Source organism: Lentzea sokolovensis (assembly GCF_033949975.1).
Lineage (GTDB): Bacteria > Actinomycetota > Actinomycetes > Mycobacteriales > Pseudonocardiaceae > Lentzea > Lentzea sokolovensis.
Map to the genome: position 1 here is coordinate 51,877 of NZ_JAXAVU010000002.1, position 13,527 is coordinate 65,403.

Annotated in this window: 12 protein-coding genes and 1 pseudogene; 7 read left to right on the top strand and 6 right to left on the bottom strand. The window is 67.6% G+C overall.

What is annotated here, in order from left to right:
* Nucleotides 1–64: 64 nt before the first annotated feature.
* From SK854_RS48195 to SK854_RS04935, 3 genes and pseudogenes are all read left to right on the top strand, one after another.
* A pseudogene (locus SK854_RS48195) lies at nucleotides 65–154 on the top strand (DUF4342 domain-containing protein); the annotation flags it as partial.
* Nucleotides 155–518: 364 nt separating this feature from the next.
* Entirely contained in the window at nucleotides 519–692 is a 174-nt protein-coding gene (locus SK854_RS04930) for a hypothetical protein (protein WP_319973773.1), read from the top strand.
* 71 nt (nucleotides 693–763) lie between these two features.
* Entirely contained in the window at nucleotides 764–1,477 is a 714-nt protein-coding gene (locus tag SK854_RS04935; RefSeq protein WP_319973774.1) for a calcium-binding protein, read from the top strand.
* Nucleotides 1,478–1,487: 10 nt separating this feature from the next.
* On the opposite strand, the gene SK854_RS04940 is transcribed toward SK854_RS04935, so the two are convergent.
* Nucleotides 1,488–1,697 (bottom strand): CBS domain-containing protein, encoded by a 210-nt coding sequence (locus SK854_RS04940; protein ID WP_319973775.1) that lies wholly within the window; start codon nucleotides 1,695–1,697, stop codon nucleotides 1,488–1,490.
* A 351-nt stretch (nucleotides 1,698–2,048) separates the two neighbouring features.
* On the opposite strand from SK854_RS04940, the gene SK854_RS04945 reads away from it, so the two are divergent.
* Entirely contained in the window at nucleotides 2,049–2,519 is a 471-nt protein-coding gene (locus SK854_RS04945) for a GyrI-like domain-containing protein (protein WP_319973776.1), read from the top strand.
* Here SK854_RS04945 and SK854_RS04950 read toward each other — a convergent pair.
* The 5 genes from SK854_RS04950 to SK854_RS04970 all read right to left on the bottom strand — a co-directional run bounded on the left by SK854_RS04950 (nucleotide 2,480) and on the right by SK854_RS04970 (nucleotide 6,468).
* Nucleotides 2,480–3,865 (bottom strand): DUF4389 domain-containing protein, encoded by a 1,386-nt coding sequence (locus SK854_RS04950; RefSeq protein WP_319973777.1) that lies wholly within the window; start codon nucleotides 3,863–3,865, stop codon nucleotides 2,480–2,482. The two genes, SK854_RS04945 and SK854_RS04950, sit on opposite strands and share 40 nt — an antisense overlap.
* A gap of 10 nt (nucleotides 3,866–3,875) precedes the next feature.
* Nucleotides 3,876–4,373: a universal stress protein gene (locus SK854_RS04955; RefSeq protein ID WP_319973843.1), complete on the bottom strand. Its 498-nt coding sequence runs from the start codon at nucleotides 4,371–4,373 to the stop codon at nucleotides 3,876–3,878.
* 44 nt (nucleotides 4,374–4,417) lie between these two features.
* Complete coding sequence (locus tag SK854_RS04960; protein ID WP_319973778.1) at nucleotides 4,418–4,852, bottom strand: universal stress protein; 435 nt, start codon at nucleotides 4,850–4,852, stop codon at nucleotides 4,418–4,420.
* A gap of 73 nt (nucleotides 4,853–4,925) precedes the next feature.
* A complete protein-coding gene (locus SK854_RS04965; RefSeq protein WP_319973779.1) occupies nucleotides 4,926–5,486 on the bottom strand; it encodes a CBS domain-containing protein in 561 nt (186 codons plus the stop codon).
* Nucleotides 5,487–5,562: 76 nt separating this feature from the next.
* Nucleotides 5,563–6,468, bottom strand: a complete 906-nt coding sequence (locus tag SK854_RS04970) for a universal stress protein (protein WP_319973780.1) — start codon at nucleotides 6,466–6,468, stop codon at nucleotides 5,563–5,565.
* Nucleotides 6,469–7,119: 651 nt separating this feature from the next.
* Here SK854_RS04970 and SK854_RS04975 point away from each other — a divergent pair.
* The 3 genes from SK854_RS04975 to narH are packed head-to-tail and all read left to right on the top strand — an operon-like array spanning nucleotide 7,120 to nucleotide 13,525.
* Complete coding sequence (locus tag SK854_RS04975; protein ID WP_319973781.1) at nucleotides 7,120–8,331, top strand: MFS transporter; 1,212 nt, start codon at nucleotides 7,120–7,122, stop codon at nucleotides 8,329–8,331.
* Nucleotides 8,331–11,909, top strand: coding sequence for a nitrate reductase subunit alpha (locus tag SK854_RS04980; RefSeq protein WP_319973782.1), 3,579 nt, complete (start codon nucleotides 8,331–8,333; stop codon nucleotides 11,907–11,909). The genes SK854_RS04975 and SK854_RS04980 overlap by 1 nt, the downstream gene beginning before the upstream one ends.
* Nucleotides 11,909–13,525: a nitrate reductase subunit beta gene (narH, locus tag SK854_RS04985; RefSeq protein WP_319973783.1), complete on the top strand. Its 1,617-nt coding sequence runs from the start codon at nucleotides 11,909–11,911 to the stop codon at nucleotides 13,523–13,525. The genes SK854_RS04980 and narH overlap by 1 nt, the downstream gene beginning before the upstream one ends.
* Nucleotides 13,526–13,527 lie beyond the last annotated feature (2 nt).

A 13,527-nucleotide genomic window follows, 5' to 3' on the forward strand; every position in this document is an offset into this window, starting at 1 on the left:
CATCGAACACAAGGCGGAGACCCGCCTGCGCGGCGAGGTGGTCGTCGACAAGGCCAGGTAACTCATCCACGAGGGCAACGTCCGGCGTCTGATCATCAAGAACGACAAGGGTCACGCCGTGATGGAGGTTCCGGTCACCGCCGTCGTGGCGGCTGGCGGCTTGTCCCGCGTGCGAACCGTCGCACAGCGTCGCCGGCGTGCGGTGAGCACGCTTTTCTCACTCGCCGCAGTGACGGCCACCTTCACCGCGGGCACCGCGGCGATCTGCGCGGTCCTCGCGTGGATCGGTGAGCTGGATCCCACCAATGCGCTCCTCGGTGGTGCCGCGTTGTTCGCGCTCGGGGTGGCAGGCATGTTCCTGTCCCTTGTGGACGTCCTGAGGCCGAAGCAGCTCGCGCTCCCCGTTGGGCGCCGCGACGGCTCTGTTCGGTGCGCAGCAACCGTTGAGCGGCGATGCCGCGGTCTGCTACGCGCCCACCGCCTGCCTAGCGTTCATCTGCTTCGTCACCTACTTAGTTGTGAGCTCGACGATTCTGCTCGTGGCGGGAGTGGTCGCGACGACCGCGGACGTGCCCGAGGTGGTGTGGGACCTCACCGACGGCGCGGTGGGCGGTGGCGTGCTGCTCCTCGTGGCAGGTGCGGTGCTGCTCGCCACCAGTCTGGGCAGCACGTGGTTGCGCCGGACCCGATGAGTTTTGGCCCCTTGGGCCACCACCCTTCGCGGCAACAGACTGCTGACATGAATGACAATCGAAGATCAGTGATGTCCGCTCTCCTAGTGACGGCGGGTCTGGTGCTCTGTCCGACTGGCATCGCGACGGCTCAGCCACCGCAGACCTGCAACGGACTGGCCGCGACGCAGGTCGGGACGAACGGCGACGACGTGTTGTTCGGCACGAACGGTGCGGACGTGTTCGTCACGCTCGGCGGCGACGACGTCGTGTTCGGTCTCGGCGGAAACGACACGGCCTGTCTCGGAGCGGGCGCCGACGAGTTCTTCGGCGGCAACGGAAACGACTGGGCCGCTGGAGAAGCGGGCGCCGACACCCTCAACGGCGAAGCGGGTGGTGACACGCTCCTCGGCGGTGAGGGTCCCGACCGTCTCGACGGCGGTGACGGGAACGACGCTCTCAACGGCGGTGCGGCGGCCGACAACATCGAAGCCGGTGCGGGCGACGACACCGTCAACGCGGGAGCGGGCGCGGACTCCGTCAGTGGTGGCGACGGCGCCGACACGCTGAACGGCCAGAACGGCGCGGACCGGATGAACGGGAACAACGGCAACGACCGCCTCAACGGTGGGGCGGGCGTCGACGATCTCGACGGTGGCGCCGGAAACGACATCGTCAACGGCGACGCGGGCAACGACACGCTCACCGACCCGGCCGGTCTGGACGTCGGCGACGGCGGCCCAGGTCAGGCCGACCGCTGCGATTCGCGCTTCGAATCACTGTCCAACTGCGAGATCATCTTCTGACAGGCACGCGTCAAGCCGAGGGTGCGCACGGCTGCACCACGACGGAACGCACCCCTGGCACGGATGCCGCCAGGGCGGTCGCGGTCAGTTCTTCCCCGAGGTCGTGGAAGGTTCCCAGCACGGTGGCCGCACCGCCCATCACGACGGGCAGCGACCGGTAGTGGTGGCCGAGTAACAGCCGGGCAACCTCCCCGACCGGCATGTCGGCATCCACTGCCACAACGCGCGGGTCATCGCGTCCGCGACCCGCTTAGCCGAACTCCTCGCCCGCAGCTGCTCGCGCAGCAGGTTTTCCCCTGACACCAGGCCGACCAGCTCGTCGTTCTCGCCGACGACCGGCAAGCGGCGAAGCCATGCTCCGCGACGAGCGCTGCCGCCTCCTTGACCGTCGCCTGTGGCGACGCAGTCACCGCAGGCGACGACATCACGTCGAAAGCACGCATCCTGACCACCTCCGTTGGATTCACCACAGGCGTTTCGCCCATCAATTCCGCCGCACCCGTCAAGTGGCCCGGCTGCTGGAGACGTTGGACTCTGCCCCGCTCGCCGTCGGCGATCGATCCTCAGGTTCATGACCTACCAAGTGACACTCACCGAACTGGCCTCCACCGTCACCTGCCACCAGCGGGTGCGCACCGCGGCGGCCGAGATCGCCGGCACCGTCGGCCGGGGTCTCGAGGAGCTCTACGAGTTCGCGACGGCCTCCTCGGTCACACCGGCAGGACCACCGCAGCTCGCCTATCCCGGTCCTCTCACCGACGGCGAGTTCGAGCTCGACCTGTACCTGCCGATCTCGGGTATGCCGGAGGCGCGCGGCCCGGTCGACGTCGTCGTTCTGCCCCCGGGACCGGTGGCGCAGACGTTCCACCGCGGCCGCTACGACACCATCCCCGCCGCCTACGAGGCCGTGTTCGCCTGGATCCACGAGCACGGCCTCCACCAGGCAGGTCCGCCGCGCGAGCTCTATCTCACGGGGCCGGACTCGGCGACCAGCGCCGACGACTACCTCACCGAGGTCGTCGTGCCGTTGCGCCGGGACTGACCAGCCGTCAGCGCGGCCACCAGCATCAACACCAGGCCCAGCAACAACATCACCCCACCACCGATGATCAGGCCGATCGACAGCGGTCGCAGCACGGGCACCTCGGCCTGCGCTGCGAGCCTGGTGTCGACCACCGGTGAACGATCGGCGTTGAGCACCACCGCGGTCCAGCTGCCCTGCTCGGCTCGCCAGGTCACCTCGCCGGTACCGGACGCGGCCCAGAACGTCTGCACACCGGGATCGGCCGGTGAGCCGCCGTCGCGATGCGAGTACGTCGCCCGCGATTCGGCCGTGCTCACCTCATCGTGCTCCACACCGGACAGATAGCGCATGACGTCGTTCGTTCTGCCGATGCCGATGAACACGTCGTCGTCCGCCTTCAACCGGACCTCTCCGAGCCAGCCGTCCGCGAGCACCCAGTCCTCGTCGGTCCAGCGCAGCTCCAGTGTGCCGAACTCGAGCGCGTACCCCCCACCGTGGAACGACTCCGCGCTGGTGCTCAGAAATCCGGCGGCATCGCGTTGTGTCGAGTCGGCCCAGAGCCCGAACCCACCAGTACCTCCGACCGCGCCACCGGTCATCATCAGCAGTGCACCGATCACGACCGCGATGACACGTCCCGGCGTCCAGCCACGATGCCCGGGAGTGAGCGGGGCCGGCGCATGGTCGATCGTCGTTGTGCCCGGCTCGTCGCCGCCCGAGTCGAACCGGAACGGTGGATAGGTGTCTGTCATCAGCCCGGCGTAGGCGGCCACGCGCAACGCCCAGCGGTCCGTGCCGAGCACGAAGTCGAACAGCCCCTTCGGATACCGGCCGGTGAACAGCAACGCCACGCCCGCGAACAACGCCACCAACCCGACCAGGCCGCCGCCGGAGTTGTAGACGGTCTGCCCCGTCTGATAAGCGACATAGCTACCGCCGCCGACGAAGAACCCGACGATCAGGTAGTGCGGGATCGCGAGCAACCACCACTTCACCAGCACCAGTCCGCGAGAGAGGTGCTCGGGGTAAGCGATGTCGAGCGTCGCCGGGTAGTCCGGCTCCGCTCCAAGGCTGAACGGCGGATAGCGGTCGGTCGCCAGCGCCCCGTAGATGTAACAGGCGACGCGCCACGACCAGCGCAGCACACCGACGTTGAAGTCGAACAGCACGCGTGGATAGCGGGCGGTGAACAGGATCCCGAAGAACGCCACCAGGCTGAACACCCCGAACCCGAGCCACAGGAACGCCAGCACCAGGTAGTGCGGTATAGCAAGGAACCACTTCACGATCCACAACCACCGGCTCAGTCCAGGGTCGAGCCGCGCATGCACGTGCACCGGATAGCCGGTGGCGGCAGTAGTCATCGTTGCCTCCCTACGTCTCGTTGCTCGCCGAGTGCTCGTTCACCGGGATCACGACCACCGGCACCGACGAGTGCCGCACGCAGTGCATGCTGGTCGAGCCCAACACGACCTGGCGCAGTCGATGTCCGGTGGGCGAGGCGACCACCAGCAGTGCCGCGTCCTTGGACGCCTCCTCCAGTACCTCGGCCGCGTCACCGCGCAGGCTGCGCGGCTCGATCTCCGGCGGCTGCACCCGGCCGATCAGCGCGGCCCGCACCGCAGCGTCCACCAGCGTTTCCGACAGGCTCAGCTCGTTCCGCGCGCTTGTCTCGTTCCAGTCGACCAGCGGTTCGGAGATCCACGCGTGCCCCACGTGCAGCCGGCAGTTCCGGAGGGTCGCCTCGTCCATCGCCCAGCGCAGGGCCTCGTCGGAGGCGGGCGTTCCGTTCACGCCGACGACGATCGGTGCGTTCCCGATGGTCGTGGTGGCTCCTCGTCTGCACAGATCTCGATCTCCAGTGGTTGCCAGAGCGTGTCCTCGAGTCGGGAACGGGTCGGCCGCGACAACGTCCGTTAGGACGCCTTGACCACCACGACGGGACAGCTCGCGTGATGCACGCAGTAGGCGCTCACCGAGCCCAGAAACAGCTCGGCCATCGCGCCGTGGCCGCGGTTGCCCACCACCAGCATCCGTGCGTCCTGGGACATCTCGACGAGCAGCTTCTTCACATCGCCCTCGATGAGAATCCGGCGCAGGTTCACATCACCGACGTCCGCCGTGGCCGCGTCGAGCACGGACCGGTTGGCTGCCTCGATGCTCGCTGCGTCCAGTCCGACAGCGGTCGCCTCAGGCGCCATCATCAGGCTGTAGTCCATGTGCCACACGGAGATGGCGTCGACAGGACAGTCGTGTTGACGCGCCTCCGTGACGGCCCATCGAAGTGCTGCCGCACCAGCCGCGGACCCGTCGACGCCGACCACGATCGGACGAGGTTCGTTGTCGCTCATGTACTTCAGCGTCACGGGATGAGCACGTAGTGGTCAGTGGCCGGAGGCCTGACCGCCTCAGGACCTTCGTCCTTCAGCAGACCACCTGAGTCCCTCTGACTCCGGGCACTGTGCGCACGAGGGCTTCGACCACCTTGCGTTCCGCCTGGTCGGAGAACGGTCCTGACACGCTCACTTCCCCGTCCAGCACCGAAACCGTCCAGCGCGGGCGGCCGCTGTACGCCCGCAGGGCCGTTTCCACCCGCGCCGCCAGCACAGCGTCCGCCGGCGTGAGAATGCGCAACAGATCGCTGCGGCTCACCACACCGACGAGCACCTGCCCGTCCGTCACGATCGGCAGGCATCGCAGCCGCTGCGACAACATGGTCGCGGTCAACTCCGCGGGCGAAGCTGTGACGGGTGCGCTGATCACGGATCTGCGCATCACTCGCGCGACCGGCGAATTGGCGGTCTCCGGTGACATTCCGGCCAGCAACAGGTCGGCACCGGAGACGACGCCCACCAGCCTGCCCTCGTCGTCCACCACCGGCAGAGCGGCAAACCCGTGGTCGCCCAGCACCGCGCCCGCCGCGCGGACCGTGGTGACCGGGTTCACCGACACCGCCGGACTGGACATCACATCTGCTGCGTTCATAGTGCTGAGCGTCTGCCTCGCGGTGGTGCTTCGGCAGTGCGGTAGGCCACGCCTGCGAAGTGACGTTGGTCCTGAGTCACTTCGGTGTGCGGACGATCGCCAGCGGGCACGGGGCGTGGTGCACGAGAGCCTGACTGGTCGAACCGATCAGCATGCCCGCGAAGCCGCCGTGTCCGTGACTGCCCACGACCAGCAACTGCGCCTCGGCTCCGTAGCGCATCAGGACCCGCGCCGGCCGATCACGCAGCACCACCCGGCGCACCTCGATGTCGGGGAGCTTCTCCTGCCACCCGGCGAGCCGTTGCGCGAGCAGCCTGCGTTCGTCCTCCTCGACCTGGCCCCAGTCGATCGCGATGCGCGAGACGTTGTAGGCGCTGTCGACGGTGAAGTCCTGCGAGGTCATGAGCGCGATCAGAACCGCGCCGCGCACCGAGGCCGCTTCGAACGCGAACGCCAGCGCGGCCTCGCTCGTCGGTGAACCGTCCACGCCCACCACGACGGGGCCGCCGGGTACCGCCGTGCCACGCACCACGACCACCGGACTGTGGCCGTGGGCAGCGAGCGCGACCGCCGTCGAGCCGACGAGCAGGCCGGTGACCGTGCCGAGCCCGCGCGAGCCGACCACGACGAGCCGCGCCTTCTTCGACTCCTCGATGAGCAGACCCGCCGCGCCGCAACACAACACCTCGGTCGAGATCTCCACGTCCGGCGCCGTCGCACGGGCGGCCGCGGCTGCCTCGGTCAGCCGGCCGCGGGCCTGCTGCTCGATCGCGTGGCGTGCCTCGGTACCGGTGATCAGCATCTCCGAATACCCACTCATGGGCAGCATGAAGCCGTGCACCAGCCGCAGCGCCAGGTGGTGCCGCGCGCATTCGGCTGCGGCCCAGCTGACCGCAGCAAGTGCGGAATCCGAGCCGTCGACGCCTACCACGATGGGGGCGGACGGTGGTTTCGTGGCGTCGCTGCCCGAAGTTCCTCGCATGCCGTCCACGATTCGCTCTGCGGCAGGGGCTGAGCAGAGCGGACGTGCCCGCCCCGTCCAAGCCTTTGGACCCTTGTCTGCACGACGGCCAAAGCTTCTCGCAGCAGTCCTTGGCTGTCCTGGTGTCCCGTTGCATGTCCTTCAGCACAGGTTCTACAGAGGACTGGAAGACGTGATCGCGGATAAAGCTCGTGTGGGGAACTTATAGATCCTCAGCACGACGAGGAACACCTTCACGGTTTCCAGGCGCCTTCGGTGCTCTCCAGCCGGAAGTCGGCATGCCACTCGCACACGATTCGCACGCCGCGCCTGGACCATTGCCAAGCAGTGCGCGGCAGCGACTGGCAGTGAAACCGGTAGCGAACCTGGGTATCCGGCTCTGGGACTTCGGCTGGAGCGACACAGTCCCGAGAGTCGATCGCAGGCGGCATCTCGGTGTCGGACGTCCTGCCACCCACACGCTGCGTTAGCCGTCCACCCGTTCTACCTCTCGCTCCGTCGGATCGTGTTCCGCCACTCGGGTGTTGGCGATCAGGGACTTTGGTCCCTCCGCTCGGCAGCCCTTGATCCCTGTGACGTGGCATGGCCCGCGTCGGAGTCTGAACGTGCCGGTGAGGGACACCGAGTGCCAGTGACGAGTCGGGACCGACGATGACCACGACGATGCGGGCAGAAGGACCAGCGGCGACCAAACAGCGCCTGGTGATGCTGGCGATGGCCACCGCCGGATTCGCGGTGAATTTCTGGGCGTGGGCTCTGCTCAGCCCGCTCGGTCCGATGTTCAAGGACGAGTTGGGGCTGAGCTCGTTCCAGCAGGCGCTGCTGGTGGCGGTGCCGGTGGTCGTCGGGTCGCTGGGCCGCATTCCGGTGGGCGCGCTGACGGACCGGTTCGGCGGTCGCGTGATGTTCCCGCTCGTTTCTGCGATCACGATCATCCCGGTGCTGTTCCTCGGACTGGCCGGGCACTCGTCTCTGGCCGCGCTCCTGATCGGCGGCTTCTTCCTGGGACTCGGCGGCACCGCGTTCGCGGTCGGGGTGCCGTTCGTGAACGCGTGGTTCCCGCCGGAGCGTCGTGGGCTGGCGATCGGCGTGTTCGGCGCCGGCATGGGCGGCACCGCGATCAGCGCGCTCACCACAGTGCCTCTGGTGAGGTCAGGAGGCGTCGCAACGCCGTTCATCGTGACCGCCGTCGTGCTCGCGGTGTACGCCGCCGCTGCGGCTTTGATCCTGCGCGATGCTCCGCAGCGGCCGGTGCCGGTGGAGTCGGTCGGGCGCAGGCTCGCCGCGACGCTCCGGTTACCGGTGACCTGGCAGGCGTCCGCGCTGTACGCCGTCGCGTTCGGTGGGTACGTCGCCTTCTCGGTGTACCTGCCCGCTTACCTCAAGACCGGCTACGGGCTGGTGCAGGACGACGCGTCCAACCGCATGGCGGGGTTCGTGCTCGTGGCCGTCCTGATGCGACCCATCGGCGGTTGGCTGTCCGATCGGGTGGGCCCGGTGCGAGTGTTGACCGTCGCTCTCGCCGTCGTGGCACTCGGCGCGCTCACTCAGGCGTTCACTCCCTCGCTGATGCCTATCGGCACGGCCGCGTTCTTGTCGATGGCCGCTGCTCTCGGAGCGGGCAGCGGTGCGGTGTTCGCGTTGGTCGCGTTGCTGACCCCCGCTGCGAAGGTTGGTTCGGTCACCGGTGTGGTCGGTGCGGCCGGAGGTTTGGGCGGATTCGTTCCGCCGCTGGTCATGGGCGCGTTGTACGGCGCGTTCTCGTCTTACGCGGTGGGCCTTGCGGCTCTGGCGCTCGTCGCCACCGCGGCAGCAGTCTTCACGCTGACCGTGGTTCGCCGTGCGGAGAAGGGCGACAGGTAGTGGACAACGAACTGATCGACGCGCTGGTGCGCACCCGCCGGTTCTTCACCCGTGCCGAGGTCTCCGACGACCTCCGCACGCTGCACCAGATCGGCGGGAGACAGGCCGACGAGTTCTACCGGGACCGGTGGAGCCACGACAAAGTCGTGCGTTCGACGCACGGCGTCAACTGCACCGGCTCCTGCTCGTGGAAGGTCTACGTCAAGGACGGGATCATCACCTGGGAGGCCCAGCAGACCGACTACCCGTCCGTCGGCCCCGATCGACCGGAGTACGAGCCTCGCGGCTGTCCGCGCGGCGCGGCGTTCTCCTGGTACACCTACTCGCCCACACGGATCCGCTACCCGTACGTCCGCGGTCTGCTTCTGGAGATGTACCGCGAAGCCAAGGCCCGCACTGGCGACCCGGTACTGGCCTGGGGTGAGATCGTGGAAGACCCGGAGCGGGCTCGGCGCTACAAGGCCGCGCGCGGCAAGGGCGGACTGGTGCGTGCGTCGTGGGACGAGGCTACCGAGATGATCGCCGCAGCCCACGTCCACACGATCAAGAAGTACGGGCCGGACCGCGTCGCCGGGTTCTCTCCCATCCCGGCGATGTCGATGGTCTCGCACGCCTCGGGCGCGCGGTTCGTGTCGCTGCTCGGTGGGTCGATGTTGTCGTTCTACGACTGGTACGCCGACCTGCCCGTGGCTTCCCCGCAGGTGTTCGGCGACCAGACCGACGTACCGGAGTCCGGGGACTGGTGGGACGCCGGGTACCTGATCATGTGGGGCTCGAACGTCCCGGTGACCCGCACGCCGGACGCGCACTGGATGGCGGAGGCGCGCTACCGCGGCCAGAAGGTCGTCGCGGTGTCGCCGGACTACGCCGACAACGTGAAGTTCGCCGACGAGTGGCTGGCCGCGAAGCCCGGCACCGATGGTGCGCTGGCGATGTCGATGGGTCATGTGATCCTGCGTGAGTTCTTCGTCGACCGGCAAGTGCCGTACTTCACCGACTACGTCAAGAAGTACACCGACCTGCCGTTTCTGGTGAGGCTGGAGCATCGAGGCGACGCCTACGTGCCGGGGAAGTTCCTGACCGGCGAGGACCTCTACGGAGCGCTCGCCGGTGAGAACGCGGCATTCAAGACCGTGGTGATGGACTCGGTCACCGGCACGCCCGTGATTCCGAACGGCTCGCTCGGCTTCCGCTTCGGCGAGCAGGGTGCTGGACACTGGAACCTCGACCTCGGTGTCACGGATCCGTTGCTGTCGATGGAAGGCGGTGACTCCGCGGTCGTCGAGCTCCCGCGTTTCGACGAACCTGGCGCGATGCGCCGGGGCGTGCCCGTGCAGCGCGTCAACGGCCAGCTCGTCACCACGGTGTTCGACCTGATGCTCGCGCAGTACGGCGTGTACCGGTCCGGACTGCCTGGCGTGTGGCCCAGCGGTTACGACGACGCGGATGAGCCATACACGCCCGCGTGGCAGGAGAACATCACCGGTGTGCCGGCGCAGGCCGCGGCCAGGATCGGCCGGGAGTTCGCGCGCAACGCCGAGGAGTCCCGCGGCCGCTCGATGATCATCATGGGGGCTGGGACGAACCACTGGTTCCACTCCGACACCATCTACCGCGCCTTCCTCGCGCTCACCACGCTCACCGGCTGCCAGGGCGTCAACGGCGGCGGCTGGGCGCACTACGTCGGCCAGGAGAAATGCCGCCCCATCACCGGGTGGTCACAGCTCGCGTTCGGCCTCGACTGGTCGCGGCCACCGCGGCAAATGATCCAGACCGCGTACTGGTACCTGCACACCGACCAGTTCCGCTATGACAAGTTCGCCTCGCTGGGCGGCAAGAGCACTCATGAGCTGATCACGCAGTCAGCGCGAATGGGCTGGATGCCCTCCTACCCCACGTTCGACCGCAACCCGCTCGACCTCGCCGACGACGCGACGTCGTCCGGCAAGCCCGCGGCGGACTACGTCGTGGACGAACTCAAGGCGGGCCGGCTGAACTTCGCGTGCGAAGAACCGGACACGCCCGAAAACTTCCCGCGGATCCTCAGCGTCTGGCGCGCCAACCTGCTGGGCTCGTCTGCCAAGGGCAACGAGTACTTCCTCAAGCACCTGCTGGGCACTGACTCGTCGCTGCGCGAGGAAGATGTCGGCGCCCCGACCGGCAAGCTGGACCTGTTGCTGTCACTGGACTTCCGGATGACCAGCACCACGATCTTCTCGGACGTCGTGCTGCCCGCCGCGACCTGGTACGAGAAGCACGACCTCAACACCACAGACATGCATCCGTTCGTGCACTCGTTCAACCCGGCGATCGCGCCGCCGTGGCAAACGCGGACCGACTGGGCCGCGTTCCAGGCCATAGCGGAGGTGTTCAGCAGGCTCGCCGAAAAGCATCTTGGCGTGCGCAAGGATGTCGTCGCAACTCCCCTGCTGCACGACACGCCGGACGAGCTCGCCACGCCGCACGGCCGCGTCCTGGACTGGAAGGCCGGCGAGTGCGAGCCGATCCCCGGCGTCACCATGCCTCGTCTGACGGTAGTCGAACGTGACTACACCGCGATCGCGGCGAAGATGGGGGCGCTCGGCCCGCTCGCCGATGAGCTCGGCGCGACGACCAAGGGCATCACCTACCGGGTCGAGCGCGAAGTCGAGTACCTCAAGCACAAGAACGGCACGGTGCGCGGCGGTCCGGCTGACGGCCGGCCATCTCTGGTCCGCGACGTCCATGCCTGCGAGGCGATCCTCGCGTTGTCCGGGACCACGAACGGCCATCTTGCGACACAGGGGTTCCGGACGTTGGAGAAACGCACCGGCACACAGCTCGCGGATCTGGCCGCCGAGCACGAGGGCAAGCAGATCACCTTCGCCGACACCCAGGCGGCTCCGGTTCCGGTGATCACGTCGCCGGAGTGGTCCGGTTCGGAGACCGGTGGGCGCAGGTACTCGCCGTTCACCATCAACGTCGAGCGCCTCAAGCCCTGGCACACGCTCACCGGACGGCAGCACTTCTTCCTGGACCACGACTGGATGAGCGAGATGGGCGAATGCCTGCCGGTCTACCGGCCTCCGTTGAACATGACCGCGTTGTTCGACGAGCCGGCGATCGGTGAGCAGGGCGAGCTGGGCATCACCGTGCGGTACCTGACGCCGCACTCGAAGTGGTCCATCCACTCCGAGTACCAGGACAACCTGCTCATGCTCAGCCTGTCCCGCGGCGGCCAGACCATCTGGATGTCCAAAGAGGACGCGGCGAAGATCGGTGTCGCGGACAACGACTGGATCGAGGCGGTCAACCGCAACGGCGTCGTGGTCGCGCGGGCGATCGTGTCGCACCGGATGCCCGAAGGCACCGTGTACATGCACCACGCCCAGGATCGGCTGATCGACGTGCCGCGCAGCGAGACCTCCGGCAAGCGCGGAGGCATCCACAACTCGCTGACCCGGCTTCTGATCAAACCCAGCCACCTCATCGGCGGCTACGCCCAGCTGTCGTTCGCCTTCAACTACCTCGGCCCGACCGGCAACCAGCGCGACGAGGTCACCATGATCCGCCGCCGCAGCCAGGAGGTGACCTACTGATGCGCGTCATGGCACAGATGGCGATGGTGATGAACCTCGACAAGTGCATCGGCTGCCACACGTGTTCGGTCACCTGCAAGCAGGCGTGGACCAACCGATCCGGCGTCGAGTACGTCTGGTTCAACAACGTGGAAACCCGCCCGGGACAAGGGTATCCGCGCACCTATGAGGACCAGGAGAAATGGCTCGGTGGCTGGGTCCGCAACCGGCGGGGCCGGCTGGTGCTCAAAGGCGGCGGGCGGTTGCGCAAGCTGCTCACCATCTTCAGCAACCCCAAGCTGCCCAGCATCGACGACTACTACGAACCCTGGACCTACGACTACGAGATCCTCACCAACGCCCCGCTGCAGGAGCACACGCCGGTCGCACGGCCCCGATCACTGATCAGCGGAAAGCACACGAAGATCAAGTGGTCGGCCAACTGGGACGACAACCTCGCGGGCGCCCCGGAACTCGCGACGAAGGACCCGTTGATCAAGGGCATCGAGGACAAGGTCCGCTTCGAGTTCGAACAGACCTTCATGTTCTACCTGCCCCGCATCTGCGAACACTGCCTCAACCCGTCGTGCGCGGCCTCCTGCCCGTCCGGTGCGATCTACAAGCGAGCCGAGGACGGCATCGTGCTGGTCGACCAGGACCGCTGCCGCGGCTGGCGCATGTGCGTGTCCGGCTGCCCCTACAAGAAGGTCTACTTCAACCACCGCACCGGCAAGGCCGAGAAATGCACCTTCTGCTTCCCACGCGTGGAAGTCGGTCTACCCACGGTGTGCGCGGAAACCTGCGTCGGCCGCCTGCGCTACATCGGTCTCGTCCTGTACGACGCCGACCGCGTCCTGGAGGCCGCGTCCGTCGAGGACGAACACGAGCTCCTCGAAGCACAGCGGCAGGTGTTCCTCGACCCGCACGACCCACAAGTCGTGCGGGCGGCCGAACAGGCCGGGATCCCCCACGACTGGGTCGAAGCCGCCCAGCGCTCCCCCGTACACGCGTTGATCAGCACCTACCGGGTCGCGCTGCCGCTGCATCCGGAATACCGCACCATGCCGATGGTCTGGTACATCCCGCCCCTCTCACCGGTCGTCGACGTCGTACGCGACACCGGGTACGACGCCGAGGACCACGGCAACCTGTTCGCCGCCATCGACGCGTTGCGGATCCCGGTCGAGTACCTCGCCCGCCTGTTCACCGCAGGCGACCCCGAACCGGTCAACGACGCACTGCACAAGCTGGCCGCCATGCGGTCCTACATGCGCGACATAAACCTCGGCCGCGAGCCACAGGAGGCGATCCCGGCCAAGGTCGGCATGACCGGCGAGCAGATCTACGACATGTACCGGCTCCTCGCGCTGGCCAAGTACGAGGACCGCTACGTCATCCCGCCCGCGCACGCCGAACAGGCACACGGGCTGGAAGAACTCGCCACCGAGTGCAGTCTCGACTACGACGGCGGCCCCGGTATGGGCGGATCCGGCCCGTTCGGCGAGAGCTCAGGAGGCGCCTCCCCGATCGCTGTGGAGAACTTCCGCATGCTCGAAGCCCGCCAACGCGAGGGAAAAGTCAACCTGCTCAACTGGGACGGCCGCGGCAACCCGGTGCCGCCGAGGAGGCAGCCGTGAAC